The following is a 19,952-nucleotide window of genomic DNA, read 5'->3' as shown; positions in this document are numbered from 1 at the left end:
GGTCACAGCGTCGGGACGGCCGGCGTGGTGTACGCGAGTATCGACGCGGAGATGTAGACCACCGGGGAGGCGACCACCGCGAGGACCACCAGCAGGCCCTTGATGCGGTCGGCCCCGTGGTTGAGTCGCGCGCCGAGGTACAGCGAGTAGAGGTAGTACGCGACGAGGACGACGAGGACGGCCAGCACCGACTGGCCGTGCGCGGACAACTGGCCGAGTTCGAGCGCGCCGGGGCGACCGCCCGGGAGGCCCAGGTCCGCGCCGAACCAGTCGATGACCGCGTAGATGAACGACTTCTGGAGGTCGACGACGAGGCCCCGGGCGGCGGTCACGCCCTCGGCGGTCGAGAGGTACCAGACGACGGTGAAGATGCCGGCGAGGTACGCGCTCGTGGAGTAGATGACCGCGTACGCCGTCCGGAGGAAGCCGTTCGACTGGAACGTGACCACCATCGAGACGTGGACGCTCAGCAGGGTCAGCCCGGTCGCGGCCAGCAGGAACAGCGAGTTCTGGGCGAACGCGAACAGGAGCTGCCACGTCTCGGGGCCGCCGACGCCGCCGAGCGAGCCGTCGAACCACGCGGGCATCGCGGGGACGTCCTGCCGCCCGAAGCCCGCGAGGGTCAGCGGCCCGGCGTACGCCGCGAGGTTGACCACGTAGACCACCAGCAGCCGGCGGAGCTGGCCCAGCTGGGTCAGCAGCGACCCCTGTCGCTGTCGGACGGTGCGCGCCTCGACGAGTGCCGCCGGTCTCAGTACTGCGTCGTACAGTCCCGAGACCACGCTCACCGTCCGTGACATGCTACGGTTACCCAGCGTTCGCAACGCGATATAAAATTTTTCAATGGTGTTTCGAACAGTCGGCCGCGTCGGCCGGTTCGAGGCGGACCGAGACCGCCTCGCCGACCGCGAACTCCACCTCGGGACACACCAGTTTCGCGCCCAGCGCCTCGCGGGCGACGAACAGCGAGAGCCCGGTTATCGGCGTCCCGTTGGCCAGCACGGTCAGGTCGTCCCACGCGACGGTCCGCCCGTCGGCGACGCCGGCGCGCCGTCCCGCCAGCGACACCGGGACGCGGTCGGCGTCGTCCCCGACCGCGTCCCCGAGGACGCCTCCGCCGTCATAGTGCGGGAGGCCGCCGTCGAGGATGCGGTCGCGTTCGCCTCCGGAGGCGATGCCGGCGAACCGCTCGCCCGGTGCGGGGTGGTCGGGCGCGTCGAGGACGGCGTACGTGTCCCCGCGCGCGACGACGGTTCCGGTTCCGTCCCAGGCCACGCCCACGAGGCCGTCGTCGGGCGCGACCGCGACCGGGAGCGACCCCGACGCCCGGACCGGGTCGGCGTCGCGCTCGCGGAACCCCAGGTGGAGGTGGTTGTCGACCCACGGCGCGAAAAAGCCCGAGCGGACCATCTCGCCCAGCGAGTCGCCGACAGCCACCGTCTCGCCCGGCTCGACGCCGGGGTCGACGTGGAGGATTCGCGCGAGGTGCTCGCCCGTATCCACGACGATTAGGTGGTCGTGGTCGACGGCGTAGGGCTTGGAGGGCGCGGAGACGGTCCGCGTGAGAGTGACCTCGCCGGCGACGGGGCTGGGCGCGCGCGTCGCCCGACTCTCGCCGTCGTCTCCCGTCTTCCGCCAGTCGCCCTCGTGGGGATACAGGTCGACGGCACACCCCTCGTCGTGGGCGGCGTACGGCGAGTTGTACAGCGAGAATCGCGGGAACCGTTCCAGCGCGTTCGGACCGACCGTGACCATCGTCCGTCGGTGGGAGACGCGAGGATTTAGGTACTCCGGATGCGAGGTGCGACCATGCGCGTACTTCGGGGCCGGGCAGCGAGCCGGGACGCCGACCGGGCGGTCGTCGCCGCGATGCTGGACCGGGCGGCCGAGGACGGCGAGCCGGCGGTCCGCGCGTGGCGTCCCCACCGGCAACTGGCGTTCGGCCGCCGCGACGCCCGGGCCGACGACTACGACGTGGCCGTGAAGGCCGCCGACGCCTGCGGGTTCGAGCCCATCGAGCGGTCGGTCGGCGGCCGGGCGGTGGCCTACACCGGCAACACGGTGGCGTTCGCCAAGGTCGTCCCGCTCGACGACATGCGGGTCGGGATGGACGAGCGCTACGAGGACGTGACCACGGCGGTCCAGCGCGCCTGCTGGCGGCTGGGCGTGCCCGCGCGCCGCGGGGAACCCGAGGCGAGCTTCTGCCCCGGCGACTACTCGCTCCGGGACGACGGCAAGCTGGTCGGTGTCGCCCAGCGCGTCCGGAAGGGCGCTGCACTGGTCTCGGGCGTCGTGGTGGTCCGGGACAGCGAGGCGATCGCGGACGTGCTCGACCCCGTGTACGCCGCGCTCGACCAGCCCTTCGACCCGGCGTCGGTCGGCAGCATCGCCGACGCCGGCGGCACGGACGACCCCGACGCGGTCGCCCGGACGGTCGAGCAACTGCTGGTCGGCGACGCGGACGCCGAGGTGGTCGCGGTGCCGGACCTCGTCGGGAGCGACGACTCGACGGGGAACGAGACGAACTGAGGACCGGGCCTCTCGCGGCTCCCGGACGAGACGCGGATTCGAACTCGCTCAGCTTCGCGCCCAGTCGAGCGCGGCGTCCAGGTCGCCGAAGCTCTCGACCTCGGCGTCCGGGATGTCGACTTGCGCTTTCACCGCCATCGCGGTGACGCCGTCGGAGACGAATCCGACCCTGTCGACGCCGGTGTACTCGCCGTTGACCGACCACTCCTCGCCCATGTACTCCTGGGTCTCCTTGGGGAGGTTCGTCTCGTCACCGAACACCGCCAGCGTCGCCTCGATGTCGCTGTTGCGGCCCCGCTCTCGGTAATGGTCGCTCGCGGCTTCGAGGTCCGCGTCGGCGAATCCCTGCCAGCCCTTCATGAACCAGACGCCGACGGTCCCTCGCTTCTCGAATTCCCACTCGTAATCGTCCGGGTTCGGCACGTTTTCCGTAGCCATCGGAGAGTCTAGGTGGACGGTAGGGCGTCGAGCCGATAAAACCCTTCTTTATTACTTTTGTACTGGGCCTTATTTTCACTACTCGGTGTCGCTCGTCTACGGCCCGAAACGCATTCCCGCCGGAGCACCGAACGGTCGAGCCATGCGCGACCACCTCCGGGCCGGCATCGCCGTCTACAACGCGGGGGAGCACCACGCGGCCCACGACGCGTGGGAGGACCGCTGGCTCGACCTCGACTCGGGGACCGACGACGAGCGGTTCCTCCACGGCCTCATCCAGTTCACGGCGGCGGCCCACCACGCCCACCGCGCCAACTGGGCGGGCGTTCGCGGCCTCGCCGAGAGCGGCGCGGGCTATCTGTCGGACCTGCCGGCCGACTATCGCGGGGTGAACGTCGGGCGGGTCCGGGCGTACCTCCGAGCGGTCGCGGCCGACCCCGAACACGTCGAGCGCGTCGCCGCGCCGAAACTGACCCACGAGGGCCGGGCGCTGGTGCCCGAGGACCTGCGGTTCGAGGGCGGCGCAATCGCGGCCGAGGTGCTGGCCGAGGAGTACGGCTACGACGAGGCGGTCATCGAGCAGGCCGTGGCGTACGCCCGCGAGGACCTCGAAGCCGGGCGGGCGACCAGCCAGTTCGTGACGTTCGTGCTGGATTTCGCCCGCGACGCCGCGAATCGAGGGATAATCTTCCAGCGGTTGGACGGCGCTGTTGGCAAGCGTGAACACGAGGAGCAGGACGTCGAGGGGTTGTTCGACTGAGTCGCGGATGAGCGTCGACGTGGAAGATGGCGAGACGCGATAGTATCCACAGAAGTTTCCACTCACGGTCGTCTATCGGCTCCAATTTCGGGATTCGACGCAACCAGTTCCGGTGGCGGGACGCGTTCGTGCGCCCCGGGAGGGACGAGGCTCCCGCCGCGCGGTGCGGGTGCGGTGCTGTGTGAGGCGGTGCGGATGCGGCGCGGTGCGGTGCGGGGCGGTTTCTCACAGGTCGAGGCAGTAGCTAGCTTCTCCCTGTCGTTCGGAAAACTCCCGACTCGGCGCTCGCTGATAGTCGTCGAGGCAGTAGCCAGCTTCTTCCTGCCGTCCGGTCTGTCGAGGAGTATACCGAGCTAGCTACTGCCGAGGCCTCTGAGAAACCGCACGGCACCGCGACCGCGCAGCAGAAACCTCACGCCTCCCCAGCCGATTGCGCTTCTCGCTCCGCTGCGATGTCTGCGAACCACGCTCGCATATCAGCGGGACGCCTCGGCCTCCCGCAAGCCTCATCCCTCGCGCGAATTGGCGCGGTCACGAGGACCGCGCCCGCACGCGCCGGGTGGAGTGTCCGGGATAGCGCGCCGAGTCGGCAATCGGAATCGAGCGTCCGAACCCGTCGAAAACGGCTCGTCGCTAGTTCTGCGGCGGGTTCTCGGTCGCGCTCTCGTTCGCGTTTTCGCCATCGCTCCCGTCACCACTTTCGTTCCCGTCCCCGTCGTCCACCTGCGCGTCCGCGAACGCCGCCGAGTTGTCCTGCGGGTCGTAGCCCAGCACCTCGCGAGCGCGCTCGATGGAGTAGTACTTCCGGTCGTTGTCCGAGATGCCGTAGACGATTTCGAAGCCGTAGTCGGCCTGCAGGCACCGGTCGAACAGGTGGGCGCAGTCCCGATGCGAGAGCCACATCGCCTGCCCGCGCTCGTAGTCGCGCGGCGGGTGGCCCTTCGTGAGGTTGCCGATGCGGACGCAGACCACGCTCAGGCCGTGCTCGTCGTGGTAGTACCGGCCCAGCACCTCGCCGGTGGCCTTGCTCACGCCGTAGAGGTTGCCCGGCCGGGGGAACTCCTCGCCGTCGAGTCGGAACTCGTCGTCCGGGCGGTACATCTCGGGCGTGCGCTCGTCGGTCTCGTACGCCCCGACCGCGTGGTTCGACGAGGCGAACGCGACTCGCTCGACGCCCGCCTCGACGGCGGCCTGCAAGACGTTGCGGGTCCCGTCGATGTTGTTTGCCAGCACGCTGTTCCACGGCGCTTCCGGCCGGGGGTCGCCTGCGAGGTGGACCACAGCGCCCACGCCCGCCATCGCGTCCCGGACCGCGTCCTCGTCGGTGACGTCCGCGACGACGAACTCGTGTCGGGTGTCGCGGGTCGGCGGGTCCCGGTCGAGCAGTCGCCAGTCGTACTCGTCGTGGAGGTCCGAGAGGATAGCCTGTCCGACGCGGCCCTCCGCGCCCGTGAGCAGGACAGGGTCGTCCATTCAGTTCGAGGGAGGGAAGCCGGCGATAAGTAAGGTGCGATTCGGCCGTCGCGTCACGACGCGAGGCTTGCGAGGAGCTTCTCCCGGCCCAGCTTCGTGGCGGCGACCAGCGCGAGCAGGCCCACGTAGGCGTACCACGCGCCGAGCAACTGTTCGCCGCTGAGCAGCTGCTGGATGCCGTTGTACTCGACCGCGAATCCGAACAGCGACAGCGTGAGCGTTCCGAGCCCGTACGCCACGACCGAGAGGAGTTCGCTCGAGACGTCGACCAGGGGTTCGTACATTGGGTCCGAGAAGGAACTCGTCGTACAAGTGCCTTTCGTGCCGGCACGTGTGGCTCGCGGGGTGCGAGGCGGTCCGCCGGCGTTCAGCAACGCTTTTGTCGACTCGGGTCGCTCCCGCGGGCATGGGTCGTTACGGAGACCTGGACTACCAGTACTGGGCGAAGACCGGCTTCCTGCTGAGCGTCGCAGTGTTTGCGGCGGGCGCGGGCGCGGAACTGTCCGTCGCCGCGACGAACCTCACGCTCTCGGGCTGGGAGCAGACGCTGTTCGTCGACATGGAGATCGTCGGCGTGCTCGGCGCGCTGTTCTCGCCGCTACTGTTCGGCATCGTCCTCCCGCTGACCGAGTGACGGGCGCGGACGGCCGTCGGGGCGAGTCCTCGATTCAGGCGAGGCGCGCGAACGCCAGATTCCCGCTGATGTTCTTGATGTAAATCTGCACCACGTCGCCCTCCTCCGCGCCGGGGACGAAGATGGTGTACTTGCCCTTCTCGGCCACGCCGTCGCCCTTGCGGCCGGTGCCGGTAATCTTGACCTCGTAGGTCGCGCCCTCCTCGACGGCCTCGCGGTTCTGGGTCTGGGTCTGAGTCGAGCGCTTGGTGACCGGGCGAAAGGCCCCGCAGGCGTCACACCGCAGCATCAGGTTGCGGTTCTCGCGCACGAGTCGGGTGTCGGGCAGGCCACACTCCGAGCAGAGCACGAACTCCTGGGCGTAGCTGTCGAGCGCGGCATCGAAGTCCGACCCCGAGAAGGTGCCGTTGTACCGGGCGCGGCCGGCTTCGAGCTTGCCGTTCGTCCCGAGCTCGCGCTGGAGCGCGCTGTGGATGTGCTCGGGGTCGCGGTCGAGCGCGTCGGCGATGTCGTCGAGGTTCGTGAGCCGGGTGAACGCGCCGTCCTTCTGGGCGGCCGCGTCGGGGTAGCTGAACCGCTCGTCCTTGCCCTCGAAGTCGGGGGTCTCCTCCATCGCGCGGTCGAGGTTCGATGCGTAGTCCATGGGTAATCGAGGGGTCGGACACTAAAAGGCATTCCGTGATGGGTCCGACCACGCGCTCGACCGGCCGCGTGCCCGACCCCGACCACGCGGCTTTAATCGCCCCGGGCGCGTCGGCGTAGCCATGACCGACCGCGACGCTTCCGCGACCGACGCGCCGTCCGACCGCGACAGTTCGCCCACCGACCGCGACGCGGCCTGCTTCGAGGCGGGCATCAAGTTCGGCGCGCTCTACCACCAGTTCGCGGGCACGCCGGTCAGCCCCGACACCGCCGCGAGCCTCGAGACCGCGATGGCCGAGTCCATCGGGAACCAACCCTTCTGCGAGGACGTGACCGTCGAGATTCTGACCGAGAAGTTGGCCGACGAGATGACTGGCGGGTACACGGAACTCACGGGCCGGTTTCTGGCGGTCGAGATCGTCGTCGAACACGAGGGCGTCGAGGTCGTGACCCGGATGGAGATGGAGGACGGCTATCCGCTGATGCGGATCGAGTCGGTCGCGGAGTGACGCGAGACGGGGAGTTGGTTCGTCGGGGTTCCGTTATTCTCCCCCCAGATACGACGTGCGCTTGTTTCTCCTTCCGTCCGGCGCGCGCTGGGTTCTTCTTCCGTCCGGCGCGTGCTGGCGCGACCTCGTGTCGCGCGCGTTGCTCGCGCGCGCCGAGAGGCCAGTCAACCCTGCGCACGTTAGGTCGAAAGGGAACGCCACCGCGAGCCGGGGACGAAAACGACGCCAGCAACACTCTCAGAATCCGCACCGTCAGATCACGCCGGGCTCGGCGTCTGAACCGTCGACACGTAGGCGGTGATGTCCGTAGTGGTGATGATGCCGATGACGGTCCCGTCGTCGTCCACGACAGGCATGTGGTGGAAGCCCCGCTCTATCATCGTGTCCGACACGTCTCGGAGGTCCTCGTTCGCGGTGGTCGTCTCGACGTCGGTGGTCATGTACGTCTCGACCGTGGCGTCGGCGGCCCAGCGCTGTTCGGCCGCGACGTGAACGAAGTCCGTGGCGGTGAGGATACCTTCGAGGCGGCCCTCCTCGTCGGTCACGACCACCGACCCGATGCCCTCGTCCAGCATCGTCTCGGCGGCGACGTGGGCGGGCGTCTCGGGCGAAACCGTTTCGACGGGGGACGACATGAGTCGTCCGACGAAGATGTCCTCCATGTGGGTCCGTTCCGCTCCCGCTGGGATAAGCATTTGCTTCGATGCGGCCCCGACGCGGCGGCGGCGCGACCGCTTCGGGTCGTCGCTTTCGGTTCGGCCCGAGTCGTCCCGGTCGAGTGACCGGATTTCACTTCCGGTTTCGGGCGTGATTTTAAAAGGCGTCGAGCCGAACGGTGACCCATGAGCCAGACGACACTCGACGAGGACGAACTGTTCGGCGAGGCCGCCAGCGAGGTCCGCGAGGACGTGGAGGCCAGCCTCGACGAGGCGACCGCCGCGCTCCCGGACGCCGACGCAGTCTGGAACGTCGACGCCGACAACACCCTCGGCGCGCTCAACGCGCTCCGGTCGGCGCTCGACGCGGGCGAGGCCGAGGACGCGCTCCGGGACGCCAAGAAGTGGTACACGATGGGCGAACGCGCCGACGCCTTCGAGGACGCCGCCGACCTCGAGGCCCGCATCGAGCGCGTCGAGGAGGCCATCGCGGACGTGGCAGCCGCCGAGGAGCAGGTCGGCGACCTCGCCAGCACGGTCCCCGGTCTCAAGAACGCGCTAGAGGACCTCGCGGACGACGCTGACGCCGGCGAAGACGAACGCGCTGAGGCCGACGAGGCGGAAGCCGCCGAGTAAGTATCGGTCGCCGCTCACACCTTCGGCGCGTAGCCCGCGTCCTCGACCGCCGCCGCGAGTTCCTCGTCGCTGGCGTCGCCCTCGACGGTCACGCTGTCGGACTCGTTGTCCGCTTCGGCGTCGCTGACGCCCGGCAACTCACGCAGCGCGGTCTCGACGTTCTCCTCGCAGCCGCCACAGCTCATCCCTTCGACGGTGATTGTTCGTGCCATGGGCGACGGTTGGGTCCCGAGCGCCTTCGGACTTTTCCCTTCGAGCCCTCCCGGGGACTGCGGTCGGGGAACGGGCCACAACCGGTTTCCCCGTCGCTAGTGTGGCACCGAGGCCATGGCGCTACAGGAACTCGACCTGAGCGACACCGCCGAGGAGTGCCTGGACAACTGCCTCGAAGCGATGCAAGCGTGCGAGTGGTGCGCCGACGAGTGTCTCGACGAGGACGCGGACATGTCACGGTGCATTCGGCTCTGCCGGGACGTGGCGGACCTGACCACCGAACACGCCCGGTTCATGGCGCGAAACTCCAGCTACAGCGCCGAACTCGCGGAGGCCTGCGCCGGTGCCTGCGAGGAGTGCGCCGAGGAGTGTTCGCGTCACGACCACGACCACTGTCGGGTCTGTGCCGACGTGCTCGAAGACTGTGCGGAGTCGTGTCGACAGATGATGCGGCAGGCCGCGTAAGCTCTCCCTACAGCCGCGATTCGAGTTCGGCGACGAGTTCGCGCGCCGCGTCGACGTGCTCGTCCGCGGCGTCGTCGCCGGTCGTCTCGACGTTCGAGAGCAGCATCCGGACCTGCTCGACGCGTTTCCCGACGACCGACTCCGGAACGTCGGGCCCCGCCGCGTCCTCGCAGACCGCCTCGGCCTCGCCGAGCCACCGGCTCGCGGACTCCTCGACCGGAAGATGGGCGGTGGCTTCGAGGTGTGCGTGGAGGTCCGCGACGAGCTCGCGGGGGTCGTCCGGGTCGGTCACGCTCGTCGGTTCGCGCCGCGCTCGTACGACTCCCCGTCCGAGGCGGCGTCTCCGGCGGACGGCGCTTCGCGGCCGGCGGGGAGGCCGGCGTCGGTGAGGCGTTCGAGCGTCGACAGCAGGCCGACGTAGTCGACGCCGGGCTCGCGGTCGAACGACGCGACGACGCCCCGGTGGGTGGCCGCACAGGAGTAGATGACGACCTTGGTCTCGAACGAGCGTATCGTCCCGGTCAGGTCGTCGTCGAAGTAGTCCTCCAGGGTCTGCGCGCCGATGGATTCGAGGACCGCGTCCTCGAGCGCGCGCGAGTGGTCGTCGGGTCCGTGCCGGACGTCGCTGCGGAGGTAGACGGTGTCACAGCCCTCCGGGGAGTAGTAGCCGACGCCGCGAAGGTAGTCGAGGTCGTCCATCTCGGTCACCAACCGGTCCGCGAGCGCCTCGACGCCGGTTTGCCCGTTGGTCGCGTCCGTTCCGTCGACTGCGGTCATACCCGTCGTTTCCCGGTTATGGGGGTTAAACCTTCACCTCCGGTTTCCGGTTCTGAGAACCGCCCGTTCAACCTACCCGGGGACGCTGGACCTATCGCGACGCGGCCGCCAGCAACGCCGAGACCCGCTCGGTCAGCTCCTCGGCGTCGCTGGCCACCACCTTCGTCATCGCCTCCTTCCCGACCTCGCCCCGGTCGGCCACCGCCGCGGGCGTCGCCTCGACCGACTCGAACGCCCGCCGCGCGCCCCACTGCATCGTCGAGCCCTCGACGGTCTTCACGTCGTCGGGCTCGGCGGCGCGGTCGTACTCCGCGACGGTCCAGCCGTCCGCCGCCAGTTCGTCGAGCGCGCGCTCGACGTCCGAATCGAACCGGCAGTTGACCGCAAAGCGCAGGTCGGGGTCGAACTCCCGGCAGGAAAGCAGGAAGCGCGCGACGTGGCTCGACGCGCCCAGGCGCACGCCCCGGTTGGGTTTCACGCCGGCGCGAGTGCGGGTGATGCGTCCTTCCACGGCCGCGGTCTCGCCGACCGACTCGGCGTAGGGCGTCGCGCCGACCACGTTCATCCCGACCTCCGGCACGAGAGGCGAGACGTCCGCCGCGACCAACTCCCGGACCACGCTCCGGACGGCTTCGGCGGTCGGCTCGCGCGCCGCGCGATTTCGAGCCTCGACCGCGTGGTGGACCGACCCCGGCCCCTCGCCGACGTCGAGCGGGTAGCGAATCGCCCGCTGGACGAAGTCGACGCCCGACTCGACCGCCGACTCGAGGTCCTCGCCGCGAGCGAGGCGGGCCGCGATGGCGGCCGAGAGCGCACACCCCGAACCGTGGGTCGCGTCGGCGTCGACGCGCGGGTGTTCGAAGGTCCGCGTTCCCTCGGAGGTCACCAGCACGTCACGAACCGTCCCGCGGCGGCCGGTTTCCCCGCCCTCGACGTGCCCGCCTTTGACGAGCGCGGCGTCCGCGCCCGTCGCTACCAGGCGCTCGCCTGCCTCCCTCGCCGACTCGCGGTCCCGGACTTCTACGCCGGTCAACGCCGCGGTCTCGTCGGCGTTGGGCGTGACCAGCGCGGCCTGCGCGACCAGTTCCTCGTAGGCCGCCTCGGCGTCGCGGTCGAGCAGGCGGTCGCCCGAGGCCGCGACCATCACGGGGTCGACGACGACCGGGAACTCGGCGCTCGCGGCGCGGTCGGCCACGGTCCGGACGATATCGCCGGTCGCGAGCATCCCGGTCTTGGCCGCGCGCACGTCGAAATCGCCGGTCACGGCGTCGACCTGCGCGGCGACCTCCTCGGCGGGGAGGACGTGGGTCGACTCGACGCCCCGCGTGTGCTGGGCCGTGACCGCCGTGAGCGCGCTCGTCCCGAACGCGTCGTGGGCTTCGATGGTCTTCAAGTCGGCCTGTGCGCCCGCGCCGCCGCCCGAATCGCTTCCGGCGACGGTGAGGACGACCGGCTTCTCGGTCAGTGAAGGCGTTCGGGGGTCGGTCGCCGACGTGGCGTTCTCGCTGGTCATTACCCGGTGGTAAAATAGAGTGGTACTTAGAAGTACCGCGTTCGAACTTGTCCGAACGATTGTTCACACGGACACTGCGTGACGTTTTTCACTCGACCCGTCCTACCCACGCTCGGTGGCCATGACGACAGTTACCCCCTCCGAGCCCCTTGTGACGAGGCCTTTCCACCGAGCCACCGTCCGCTGAGACCCGCCGAGTTCTCCGGGCCACAGTGCCCCGACCCGAAGATTCAATTCCTGAGACCGCACAGCCGTAGGTATGCAACTACGACGTCTCGGCGTCCACGACTCGGTGAGCGCCGTCTTCCCGACGGCGGAGCTTCGGAACGCACTGGCCGACCTCGGTCCGGAGGTCGTCGTCGTCGGCGACGACGCGTCCGAGGACCTCGATTCGTGCGACGCGGCGGTCACGTTCGCCCACACCGACGCGCTCCTCGACTCGGGGCTGGAGTGGGTCCACTCGATACGGGCGGGATACGACCGCTTCCCGCTCGACGCCTTCGAGGAGCGCGGAATCGCGCTGACCAACTCGACGGGCATCCACGACGACAGCGTCGGCGAGTTCGCGGTCGGACTCATGCTGTCGTTCGCGCGCAGGCTCCACACCTACGTCCGCGCCCAGGAAGACCGGGAGTGGCGCGCGCCGCCGTGGGACGAACCGTTCACGCTGACGGGCGAGCGGCTCTGCGTCGTCGGTCTGGGCACCCTGGGGACGGGCATCGCCGAGCGCGCCGACGCGCTTGGGATGGAGGTCGTCGGCGTCCGGCGGTCGGGCGAGTCGACGCCCCACACCGAGGCGGTCTACACGCCCGACGACCTCCACGAGGCGATCGCGGACGCGACGTTCGTCGCGCTGGCGGTCCCGCTGACCGACGAGACCGAGGGGCTGTTCGGCCGCGCGGAGTTCGCGGCGATGCGCGAGGACGCTCGGCTGATAAACGTCGCGCGCGGGCCGGTGGTCGTCGAGGACGAACTGCTCGCGGCGCTCCGCGGCGACGAGATAGCGGAGGCGGGCCTCGACGTGTTCGAGACCGAACCCCTTCCCGAGGAGTCGCCGCTCTGGGACCGCGACGACGTGGTCGTGACGCCCCACCGTGCCGCGGCCGAGCGCGACTACGTCCGGCACATCGCGGGGCTGGTCACCGAGAACGTCGGGCGAGTCGCGGAGGGCGAGGGGCTGACGAACCGGGTCGTCTGAGTCGCGGAAGGCCAACGCTTTTGCTCGCGTACGCACAACGTACGTACAGGTGACTGTCGTGGGAACGACCAGAGTCAACTTCCGACTTCCCGACGACCTCGTCGAAAAGGCGGACGTCGCGGCGGAGGTCACGCACAAGAACCGGACCGAGATCATCGTCGAGGCGCTCCGCGACTACCTGGCGGAGGTCGAGGACGACGAGACGTTCAAGGAGGCGGTCCTGGAACTCTACCTCGACGACCGAATCGGCTACGAGGTCCTGAAGGAGTTCGTCGGACGGCAGGACGCCGAATCCATCAGGGCGTCCAAGCGTCTGCTCGATAGGGGCGACGACCTCGCGGACGACCTCGCCGACCTGTAGCGCAATCGAATGCTCGTCTCCGACACCGCCGCTCTGATATCGCTCGCCACGGCCGACGCGCTCGGACTCGTCCTCGACGAATTCGACGTTCACACCACCGAGACCGTCCTCGAAGAACTGGAGGCCACGGCGGAGTACGACGACAGCCACGGGAGGGCGGCACGAAACGTCCTCGACTCCCGGACGGCTCTGACGGTTCACGCGACCGGACACCTCCAAGTCGAGTCGGCACGCGTCGACGACGGCGAAGCCAGTTGTACTGCGCTGGCACGCAAGACGGACGCGGACTTCCTCGTCACCGACGACCTCCGCGCCCTCCCCGAACTCCAAGCGCTGACCGACGCCCGAGTCGCGATCTCGCCCGTCGTTCTGAAGGCCTTGGTCAAACGCGGCGTCTTGGACCGCCACGAGGCGACCGAACGGGTGGAGTCGATGGCCGAAACCCGGGACTGGCTCGGCTCGCCGATCTATCGACGAGCCACGGACCTCTTCGAGGAAACGTAGCGTCGGGCAGCGCCGTCACGAACGTTCACCAATTGGCCGGGCACTGTTCCCGGGTCAGCGCTCCTCCGGCGTCATCCCCGCGTAGTCGTCGACCTCCCGCACGCGCCGCATCCGCGCCCGGAGGTCGTCGGCCATCGCTGGCGCGTCGAGGTCGTCGAGCCGGTCGAGCTCGTCGGCCGCCACCGGAAAGGTCCGGAGGTCCTCGTGGAGCGCGATGCCGGCGTAGGCTCCGTCGCCGAGCGCGACGGGCGTCTGGTTCTGGCCGTGGGTCACGTCCCCGACCGCGTAGACGCCCGCGACGCTGGTCTCGCGGTTCTCGTCCACGGCTATCGCGCCGTCGTCTTCGAGGTCGCAGCCGAGGTCGGCGGCCAGTCCGTTGTTGTACTCGCGGCCGTGGATCGCGAACCCGCCGGCGTACTCGCGGGTGCGGCCGTCGCCGAACTCCAGCCCGCCGAGCGGCGGGTTCGAGGCGTCCTCGGCGTCGTCGGCGAACGCGTGGTCCACCCGGTCGTCGACCACGTCGACCGGGTGGGCCGCGACCTGCTCGGCGACCGACTCGCTCCACGCCGGCTCGGCGTCGTCGAGCAGGAGGTCGACGTCGGCGGTGAAGTTGAGCAACAGCAACGCCACCTGCGCGGCGTGGTCGTCGGTGCCGAGGACGAACACGGGTTCGTCGCCGAGCGCGTAGGCGTCGCAGTGGACGCAGTAGTGGAGCCCCCGGCCGACGAACCGCCGGAGGCCCCGGACCTGCGGCGGAACGTCGGTGAAGCCGGTCGCGAGCACGACCCGGTCGGCCCGGAGCGTCGCGCGGTCGCCGACTATCCGGAACCCGCGGCCGCCCGCCGCGCTCTCGGCGTCCGCGTCGGCCTCGCCGGGGTCGACCCGGTCGACCTCCCGCACGTCGTCGGCGTAGTAGTCCGCGCCGTACTCCGTGAGCTGCTCGATGCCGAGTTCGGTCACCTCGCGACCGGACGTCTCCTCGGAGACGCCCAGCAGGTTGTGGACCGCCGCGACCGACTCGTACCGGCCGCCCTCGCGGTCGACGAGCGCGGTCCGGTGGCCGAGCCGCGTGGCGTACAGCGCGACGGTCATCCCGGCGGGACCGCCGCCCACCACGACGACCTCGTAGTCGGGCGTGCGCGTCATCGCTGTCGCTCGCGCTCCCCGTCTCCGGTCGTCTCCGGCACGCTCGGTCGGGAGAGAGGCATGAGTCGTGGCGTGCTCTCAGAACGACTCGTCGCTCTCCTCGCCCTCGACCGCGCCGGCCCCGCGGTCCGTGTAGCCCTGTCGCCCGACCGCCTCGCCGCCGACCCGGTTGAGTATCGTCTGTTCGAGTTCGTCGGCCGACTCGAACTGCTCGTCGCCGCCGGTCGCCAGCACCTCGTCGAGGCGCTCCTCGCCGTCCGGGAGGCCGACCTCGCGGTCGCCGTACTCCGCCATCAGTTCCTCGGCGTCGATGGGGAAGTCCTCGTCGTCGAGCGCGTCCACGACGTTCCCGAGTTCGAGTCCCATCTCGCGGTCGTCGGTGTCGCCGTCCCCCATCTCGCCGTCGTCCCCCGAATCACTCATGGACGAGGCTACGCCGCGAGTCCGAATAAGGCGTGTGGCCCGCGAGCCACGCTCCCGGTAGTCACGCGCCGTCGAGAACAGTCAACAGCGTCTCGGGGTCGCCGTCCATCCGCGCCAGCAGGTCGCGCATCTCCCGCTTGGACTCCTCGGTCACCGTGGCGTGGACCATCCCCTCGCCGGGTTGGCCGTACACCACGCTCGCGCCCAGGGGCGCAGCCACGACCGCAGGCAGAGTGACGAGGTCCTCCTCGCCGTCGACGACGAGAACTGTCGGTTCGGGGTCGGCGACGGCCTCGCGGAGGGCCTCGACCAGTTCGCGGCTGAGGGTCGCGGCCGGGTTCTCGACGCGAACCTCCCGGGCCCGCTCGCCGAGTCGGGCCACGCTGGACGCGACCTCGTCGTCGACCGCGTCGCGCTCGGTCAGGCCGTCGACGACTGCCACGTCCGGGACGACGCCCGCCCGCTCGACGTGGTAGGTCACGACGTCGCCGACCGCGACGAGTGGTTCGCCGGCGTCGGCCAGCAGGCGCTCGGTGTCCGTACATATCGGTCCCATGGGTTCGCCAAGCTCCGCGCGCATCTCCTCGGGGAGTTCGACCAGAATGTCGGCCACAGTGGTCCTCCGGGTCCTACCGGACCTTGAGGGCGTACTTGCCCGGTTTGTTCACTTCCATCTCCTCGGCGATCTGGCTCTCGTCGGGGTGGCCGACGATGACGTAGCCGGCCCAGTCCTCGGTCAGACTGGTCGAGCCACAGATGGGACAGGTGTCCTCGTCGGGCTCGACCACGGCGTGACACTCGCGGCAGGCGAGGCGGTCTCCGGCCATCGTCACTCACTCTCGGTGGTCGCTTCCCGCTTCTCGCGCTCCTCTTTCAGCCAGCCGAGCTTGCCGAGGCCGACCTGCTTGGCGGTGAGCCCGATCTTGGTCTCGCGCGGGTTGCGCTCGTCGATGCTCTTGGTGACGATGCGCGCCCGGACCGAGTCGCCGGTGCCGAGGGTCCGGTTGGACTCCCGGGAGGCGAGCATCTGGCCCTCCTCGTCGTAGGCGAGGTACTCGTCCGAAATCTGGGAGACGTGGAGCAGGCCGTCGACCGGCCCGATGCCGACGAACGCCCCGAAGTTGACGACCTCCACGACCTCCCCGTCGACGACCTCCTGCATCTGGGGGTCGAAGGTGACCGCGTCGAACTCGGCCTCGTAGTAGACGCCCGGCCGGTTCGGTAGCACCGCTCCCTCGCCGATGTCGTGGACGTTTACGACGGTGACGACGCTCCCGACGTCCTCGTCCATCCGACCCTCCAGTTTGTCCTGGAGGAGCTTCTTCACCATCGCGGGCGTCACGTCCGCGAGGTGCTCCGGAGGTACCTCGACCGTATCCTTGAGTCTGACCCGTTTGTACATTGCTAAGGTTCGCTGATTCCGAGTTTGTTCCGGCCCCTTATATGAATTACCGGTGTGCCCGCGTCGAGCACCCGGCCTCTGAGGGGGCCGTCGTTCGTGACGACGTAGTCGAACTCGTCCGCGAGTTCGACCAGCGCGTCGTCGGCGTACGATTCGTCGTGTTCGACCGTCCGACATCGGTCGGCCAGGTCCGCGCCCACGCTGGCCGCGACCGCCTCCTCGCCGGCTCCGTCCGAGAGCTTCGCGAGTTCGTCGCGGACCGCGCGCGGAGCGACGCATTCGAAATCGCCGAGTAGACGTTCCAGTTCCTCGAACAGCCGCACGTCGGCTTCGACCGGCAGCATGAGCGCGCTGGTGTCCACGGCGACCGTCACCATCCTAGTCCCGGAGGGTGCCGACGCCGATGAGCCGCCACCGCGCGCCGACCCGGCGGTTGATGGCGATCTTGGCTCCTTCGGGCGCGCAGACCGGGCGCTTGAGGGTGACCTCGCACTCGCCCTCGCGGGCGCTGGTCACCGAACCGACGGTCGTGGCGGTGCCGACGGTGAGCATCAGCGGCTCGCCGGTCGAGATGTCCTCGACGTCCTCGTCGTCGAGCCCGACGAGTCGTTCGAGCAGGTCGACCTCCATGGTGAACTGCTCCCACGTCGGCGGGACGCTCCCGGGCGTCCCGGCGACCTGTCCGGCGAGCGCGTCGCCCTTCGTGAGGCTGGGGTCCAGTCCCGTGCCGACGCCGAGCAGGCCGCCCGGCGTGACCTCGTCGACCGTCTCGCCGCCCGCCTGCAGCGAGCGCACGTCGGTCTGGATGGGTTCCCAGCGGGTCTCGCCGCCCTCCTCGACCTCCCGACCGGGGCGGAGTTCGAGGTCGTCGCCCTCGGTGAGCCGGCCCTCGACGAGACTGCCGCCGAGGACGCCGCCCACCAGTCCGTCCCACGTCGTGCCGGGGCGGTTGATGTCGAAGCTCCGGGCGACGTGCATCCGCGGGTCGACGTCGGGGTCGCGGTCGGGCGTCGGTATCTCGTCCTCGATAGCCTGGATGAGCAGGTCGACGTTGACCTCCTGCTGGGCCGAGATGGGGACCACCGGCGCGTCTTCGGCGACGGTGCCCTCCACGAACTCCTGAATCTGCTCGTAGTTGCGCTCGGCCTGCTCGCGGTCCACGAGGTCGACCTTGTTCTGGGCGACGACGATGTTGTCGATGCCGATGATGTCGAGCGCCATCAGGTGCTCTTCGGTCTGGGCCTGCGGGACGGGCTCGCTGGCCGAGACGACCAGCACCGCGCCGTCCATGATGGCCGCACCCGAGAGCATCGTCGCCATCAGCGTCTCGTGGCCGGGCGCGTCCACGAACGAGACGGTCCGAAGCGGCTGGCTCTCGCTGCCGTCCGGGCACGTCTCCTCGACGGTGTAGCGTTCCGGTTCGTCTCGGTCCGGGCACTCCCGGAACGTGGCGTCTGCGTACCCGAGCCGGATGGAGATACCACGCTTCATCTCCTCGGAGTGCTGGTCGGTCCACTCGCCGCTGAGCGCCTGTACGAGCGTCGTCTTGCCGTGGTCGACGTGGCCGACCAGCCCGATGTTCACCTCCGGTTGGGCGTTGTTTCCTGTCACGGTTACCTCCTGAGAGTAATCCTGTAGAAGGATTCGCCCCGAACGACTGATAAACCTGCTGTTCTGCGTCGCCGACCGAGCCGTGGTGTGCCACGGCACGCCCGACCTTCGGAATAGTTGGAAAGTGTACAAAAATTCCGGCACGGTAACACTTTAGCCGAACGGGACCGCAGGGTCGCACATGAGCGGACGGACGGACCCGAACGCCGCGAGCGAGGTCGAGGAGTCGGTGATTCAGGACTGCGAGGAGTGCGTGGCCCCGGCCGAGGCGTTCTCGGTCATCGCCAACGAGACCCGGCTGTCGATTTTGGAGGCCCTGTGGAAGGCTCCCGAGCGGCCGGTGAGCTTCTCGGAGTTGCGCCGCGAGGTGGGAATGACCGACAGCGCGCAGTTCAACTACCACCTCAAGCAGTTGACCGACCAGTTCGTGGTCGGGACCGACGAGGGCTACGACTTCCGGAGCGCGGGCAAGAAGGTCGTCCGGGCCATCCTGGCGGGGTCGTTCAACGAGAACCCCGAGATGGGACCGTTCGAAGTCGACGGCACCTGCGCCGACTGCGGTGCCCGCCTGCAGGCGTTCTACGAGGACGACATGCTGACCATCGAGTGTACCGACTGCGCCAAGCGCCACGGCCGATACCCCTTCCCGCCGGGCGGGCTGAACGACCGCACGCGCGAGGAGATACTCGACGCGTTCAACCAGCGCGTGCGCCACCTCCACTGTCTGGCGGCCGACGGCGTCTGCCCCGAGTGCAACGGCCGGATGACCACCACCATAACGCGCGACGACGACGACCGACTCGGCCTCGAAGTCCGGGTCGACCACGAGTGCGAGCAGTGTCGACACTCGCTGTACTCGGCGGTGGGCCTGTCGCTGCTCGACCAGTCGGACGTCGTAACCTACCACCGCGACCACGGCGTCGACCTCTGCACGAAGCCCTACTGGGACCTCGCGTGGTGTGTCAGCGACGAGTACACGACCGTTCTCTCGGCGGACCCGTGGAAGATTCTGGTCGAGATTCCGCTCGACGACGAGGTGCTGTCGGTCACCCTCGACGGCGACCTGAACGTGCTCGAACTGGAGCGCACCTGCGAGTCGTCGGAGGAGGCGCGAGCGATGTCGGACTGAAATCGACGCCAAACCGACTCGTCGCTCGACGAGGGTTCGCTTCTCGATGAGACTCGGTTCGTCGCTCGACGAGGGTTCGACTTGCCCGGCGCGCGCTGGCGCGCCCTCCGTGGCGCGCCACCTCGCGCGAGGGAGGCGAGCGCGTTTATGCGCTCGCCGAGGCTGGGGCGGCGTGAGGCGCTCGCCGTGCGGTCGCGGTGCGGGGCGGTCGCGGTGCAGTAGTCCCCTAGACTCAAGCAGTAGCTAGCTCGTATACTCTCACGACAGACGTTGAGGAACTGCAAAGCTAGCTTCTGGGACGGTGAGAGACTGCAAAGCTAGCTTCTGCCTCGACCGATGAGCGACCGCACAGCACCGCGTCCGCAACCGCACAGCATCGCGTCCGCAACCGTACAGTACCGCGCCAGCGCGCGCCGGGGTTCGCAGGATACGAGAGGCGAGACAGATGCCGAGGTCCGAGACGCGCGACAATCGACGAAGAAAACGTTGTCTCTACACTTCGTTCGGCCCGCTCGCGCTCTGGACGTTCCACCCGCCCTGCATCCCGCAGGCCTCCCGGACCTCGAACGCGACCGCCGTGTCGGGGCCGAGGGTCTCGCCGCCCTCGACGCGCTCGACGCGGAGCGGCACGTCGAGCGCGCTCCCACAACAGCCCACGCCCACGAACTCCTCCCAGACGTCGCCCTGCCGAACGCGGTCGGTCTTGGTCTTGCGGAGGTAGGCCGCGAACGAGTCCTTCTCGACCTGGAATCGGCCCCACTCGCTTAGGTCCTCGGGGTACGAGACCACCACGCGGTCGGCGGGCGCGAGTTCGGTCCGGCGGTCGGTCGCGTCCTCGCTTTGGGTCGTCATGACCGGTCGTACGCACGCGACGGCTTTGGTCGTTCCGGCGGACCGGCTGTCGGGCGCGACCGCGGACCCACCGAACGCGAC

At 69.3% G+C, this 19,952-nt stretch carries 29 protein-coding genes; 10 read left to right on the top strand and 19 right to left on the bottom strand.

Annotated features, from left to right (window positions below):
- Positions 1-2: 2 nt before the first annotated feature.
- Positions 3-800 (bottom strand): hypothetical protein, encoded by a 798-nt coding sequence (locus tag EPL03_RS11690; protein ID WP_135829467.1) that lies wholly within the window; start codon positions 798-800, stop codon positions 3-5.
- A gap of 40 nt (positions 801-840) precedes the next feature.
- Complete coding sequence (locus EPL03_RS11685; protein ID WP_135829466.1) at positions 841-1,755, bottom strand: hypothetical protein; 915 nt, start codon at positions 1,753-1,755, stop codon at positions 841-843.
- A 54-nt stretch (positions 1,756-1,809) separates the two neighbouring features.
- Here EPL03_RS11685 and EPL03_RS11680 point away from each other — a divergent pair, with 54 nt between their 5' ends.
- Positions 1,810-2,529 (top strand): lipoate--protein ligase family protein, encoded by a 720-nt coding sequence (locus EPL03_RS11680; protein ID WP_135829465.1) that lies wholly within the window; start codon positions 1,810-1,812, stop codon positions 2,527-2,529.
- Between the two features lie 48 nt (positions 2,530-2,577).
- Here EPL03_RS11680 and EPL03_RS11675 read toward each other — a convergent pair whose 3' ends face one another.
- Positions 2,578-2,967 carry a hypothetical protein gene (locus EPL03_RS11675; protein WP_135829464.1) on the bottom strand — a complete coding sequence of 130 codons (390 nt, stop codon included), beginning with the start codon at positions 2,965-2,967 and terminating at the stop codon, positions 2,578-2,580.
- A 142-nt stretch (positions 2,968-3,109) separates the two neighbouring features.
- Between EPL03_RS11675 and EPL03_RS11670 the strand changes: the two genes are divergently transcribed.
- Complete coding sequence (locus tag EPL03_RS11670) at positions 3,110-3,727, top strand: DUF309 domain-containing protein (RefSeq protein WP_135829463.1); 618 nt, start codon at positions 3,110-3,112, stop codon at positions 3,725-3,727.
- A gap of 633 nt (positions 3,728-4,360) precedes the next feature.
- On the opposite strand, the gene azf is transcribed toward EPL03_RS11670, so the two are convergent.
- Entirely contained in the window at positions 4,361-5,200 is an 840-nt protein-coding gene (azf, locus tag EPL03_RS11665; protein WP_135829462.1) for an NAD-dependent glucose-6-phosphate dehydrogenase Azf, read from the bottom strand.
- Between the two features lie 53 nt (positions 5,201-5,253).
- Positions 5,254-5,484 carry a hypothetical protein gene (locus EPL03_RS11660; RefSeq protein WP_135829461.1) on the bottom strand — a complete coding sequence of 77 codons (231 nt, stop codon included), beginning with the start codon at positions 5,482-5,484 and terminating at the stop codon, positions 5,254-5,256.
- Positions 5,485-5,606: 122 nt separating this feature from the next.
- Between EPL03_RS11660 and EPL03_RS11655 the strand changes: the two genes are divergently transcribed.
- The gene (locus tag EPL03_RS11655; RefSeq protein WP_135829460.1) at positions 5,607-5,834 is read left to right on the top strand and encodes a DUF7860 family protein; all 228 of its coding nucleotides are present in this window, start codon (positions 5,607-5,609) and stop codon (positions 5,832-5,834) included.
- Between the two features lie 34 nt (positions 5,835-5,868).
- Here EPL03_RS11655 and EPL03_RS11650 read toward each other — a convergent pair whose 3' ends face one another.
- Positions 5,869-6,477, bottom strand: a complete 609-nt coding sequence (locus EPL03_RS11650; protein WP_135829459.1) for a translation initiation factor IF-2 subunit beta — start codon at positions 6,475-6,477, stop codon at positions 5,869-5,871.
- 121 nt (positions 6,478-6,598) lie between these two features.
- Here EPL03_RS11650 and EPL03_RS11645 point away from each other — a divergent pair, with 121 nt between their 5' ends.
- Positions 6,599-6,985, top strand: coding sequence for a dihydroneopterin aldolase family protein (locus tag EPL03_RS11645; protein WP_135829458.1), 387 nt, complete (start codon positions 6,599-6,601; stop codon positions 6,983-6,985).
- Positions 6,986-7,242: 257 nt separating this feature from the next.
- Here EPL03_RS11645 and EPL03_RS11640 read toward each other — a convergent pair whose 3' ends face one another.
- A complete protein-coding gene (locus EPL03_RS11640; RefSeq protein ID WP_135829457.1) occupies positions 7,243-7,647 on the bottom strand; it encodes a CBS domain-containing protein in 405 nt (134 codons plus the stop codon).
- Between the two features lie 180 nt (positions 7,648-7,827).
- On the opposite strand from EPL03_RS11640, the gene EPL03_RS11635 reads away from it, so the two are divergent.
- The gene (locus EPL03_RS11635) at positions 7,828-8,277 is read left to right on the top strand and encodes a DUF5790 family protein (protein ID WP_135829456.1); all 450 of its coding nucleotides are present in this window, start codon (positions 7,828-7,830) and stop codon (positions 8,275-8,277) included.
- 14 nt (positions 8,278-8,291) lie between these two features.
- Here EPL03_RS11635 and EPL03_RS11630 read toward each other — a convergent pair whose 3' ends face one another.
- Positions 8,292-8,489, bottom strand: coding sequence for a heavy-metal-associated domain-containing protein (locus EPL03_RS11630; protein WP_135829455.1), 198 nt, complete (start codon positions 8,487-8,489; stop codon positions 8,292-8,294).
- 115 nt (positions 8,490-8,604) lie between these two features.
- Between EPL03_RS11630 and EPL03_RS11625 the strand changes: the two genes are divergently transcribed.
- Positions 8,605-8,955, top strand: a complete 351-nt coding sequence (locus EPL03_RS11625; protein WP_135829454.1) for a four-helix bundle copper-binding protein — start codon at positions 8,605-8,607, stop codon at positions 8,953-8,955.
- Positions 8,956-8,962: 7 nt separating this feature from the next.
- Here EPL03_RS11625 and EPL03_RS11620 read toward each other — a convergent pair whose 3' ends face one another.
- The 3 genes from EPL03_RS11620 to thiD form a co-directional block, all read right to left on the bottom strand.
- On the bottom strand, positions 8,963-9,247 hold the full coding sequence (locus EPL03_RS11620; protein ID WP_135829453.1) for a hypothetical protein: 285 nt from the start codon (positions 9,245-9,247) through the stop codon (positions 8,963-8,965).
- On the bottom strand, positions 9,244-9,732 hold the full coding sequence (locus tag EPL03_RS11615) for a hypothetical protein (protein ID WP_135829452.1): 489 nt from the start codon (positions 9,730-9,732) through the stop codon (positions 9,244-9,246). The genes EPL03_RS11620 and EPL03_RS11615 overlap by 4 nt, the downstream gene beginning before the upstream one ends.
- A 91-nt stretch (positions 9,733-9,823) precedes the next feature.
- Positions 9,824-11,245: a bifunctional hydroxymethylpyrimidine kinase/phosphomethylpyrimidine kinase gene (thiD, locus tag EPL03_RS11610; RefSeq protein ID WP_135829451.1), complete on the bottom strand. Its 1,422-nt coding sequence runs from the start codon at positions 11,243-11,245 to the stop codon at positions 9,824-9,826.
- Positions 11,246-11,504: 259 nt separating this feature from the next.
- On the opposite strand from thiD, the gene ddh reads away from it, so the two are divergent.
- The 3 genes from ddh to EPL03_RS11595 are packed head-to-tail and all read left to right on the top strand — an operon-like array spanning position 11,505 to position 13,308.
- Positions 11,505-12,443 (top strand): D-2-hydroxyacid dehydrogenase, encoded by a 939-nt coding sequence (gene ddh, locus EPL03_RS11605; protein WP_135829450.1) that lies wholly within the window; start codon positions 11,505-11,507, stop codon positions 12,441-12,443.
- Between the two features lie 58 nt (positions 12,444-12,501).
- On the top strand, positions 12,502-12,804 hold the full coding sequence (locus tag EPL03_RS11600) for a CopG family ribbon-helix-helix protein (protein ID WP_135829581.1): 303 nt from the start codon (positions 12,502-12,504) through the stop codon (positions 12,802-12,804).
- Positions 12,805-12,813: 9 nt separating this feature from the next.
- Positions 12,814-13,308: a hypothetical protein gene (locus EPL03_RS11595; protein WP_135829449.1), complete on the top strand. Its 495-nt coding sequence runs from the start codon at positions 12,814-12,816 to the stop codon at positions 13,306-13,308.
- A gap of 54 nt (positions 13,309-13,362) precedes the next feature.
- Here EPL03_RS11595 and EPL03_RS11590 read toward each other — a convergent pair whose 3' ends face one another.
- The 7 genes from EPL03_RS11590 to EPL03_RS11560 all read right to left on the bottom strand — a co-directional run bounded on the left by EPL03_RS11590 (position 13,363) and on the right by EPL03_RS11560 (position 17,890).
- Positions 13,363-14,454 carry an NAD(P)/FAD-dependent oxidoreductase gene (locus EPL03_RS11590; RefSeq protein ID WP_135829448.1) on the bottom strand — a complete coding sequence of 364 codons (1,092 nt, stop codon included), beginning with the start codon at positions 14,452-14,454 and terminating at the stop codon, positions 13,363-13,365.
- Between the two features lie 78 nt (positions 14,455-14,532).
- Positions 14,533-14,877 (bottom strand): DUF5789 family protein, encoded by a 345-nt coding sequence (locus EPL03_RS11585; RefSeq protein ID WP_135829447.1) that lies wholly within the window; start codon positions 14,875-14,877, stop codon positions 14,533-14,535.
- A 61-nt stretch (positions 14,878-14,938) separates the two neighbouring features.
- Positions 14,939-15,457 (bottom strand): GTP-dependent dephospho-CoA kinase family protein, encoded by a 519-nt coding sequence (locus EPL03_RS11580; protein WP_135829580.1) that lies wholly within the window; start codon positions 15,455-15,457, stop codon positions 14,939-14,941.
- A 49-nt stretch (positions 15,458-15,506) separates the two neighbouring features.
- Positions 15,507-15,704, bottom strand: a complete 198-nt coding sequence (spt4, locus tag EPL03_RS11575) for a transcription elongation factor subunit Spt4 (RefSeq protein ID WP_135829446.1) — start codon at positions 15,702-15,704, stop codon at positions 15,507-15,509.
- 2 nt (positions 15,705-15,706) lie between these two features.
- Complete coding sequence (locus EPL03_RS11570; RefSeq protein ID WP_135829445.1) at positions 15,707-16,279, bottom strand: DNA-directed RNA polymerase; 573 nt, start codon at positions 16,277-16,279, stop codon at positions 15,707-15,709.
- Positions 16,280-16,281: 2 nt separating this feature from the next.
- Complete coding sequence (locus tag EPL03_RS11565; RefSeq protein WP_135829444.1) at positions 16,282-16,656, bottom strand: DUF188 domain-containing protein; 375 nt, start codon at positions 16,654-16,656, stop codon at positions 16,282-16,284.
- Position 16,657: 1 nt separating this feature from the next.
- Entirely contained in the window at positions 16,658-17,890 is a 1,233-nt protein-coding gene (locus EPL03_RS11560; RefSeq protein WP_135829443.1) for a translation initiation factor IF-2 subunit gamma, read from the bottom strand.
- A gap of 181 nt (positions 17,891-18,071) precedes the next feature.
- Here EPL03_RS11560 and EPL03_RS11555 point away from each other — a divergent pair, with 181 nt between their 5' ends.
- Positions 18,072-19,019 (top strand): ArsR/SmtB family transcription factor, encoded by a 948-nt coding sequence (locus EPL03_RS11555; RefSeq protein ID WP_135829442.1) that lies wholly within the window; start codon positions 18,072-18,074, stop codon positions 19,017-19,019.
- Positions 19,020-19,511: 492 nt separating this feature from the next.
- Here the strand turns inward: EPL03_RS11555 and EPL03_RS11550 are convergent, their stop codons facing one another.
- Positions 19,512-19,871, bottom strand: coding sequence for a hypothetical protein (locus tag EPL03_RS11550; RefSeq protein WP_135829441.1), 360 nt, complete (start codon positions 19,869-19,871; stop codon positions 19,512-19,514).
- Positions 19,872-19,952: the final 81 nt, after the last annotated feature.

This window comes from Halorussus halobius, from assembly GCF_004765805.1.
Taxonomy (GTDB): Archaea; Halobacteriota; Halobacteria; order Halobacteriales; family Haladaptataceae; genus Halorussus; species Halorussus halobius.
The sequence above is the reverse complement of the archived record's forward strand: the minus strand, read 5'-3'. Positions and strand labels throughout refer to the sequence as shown.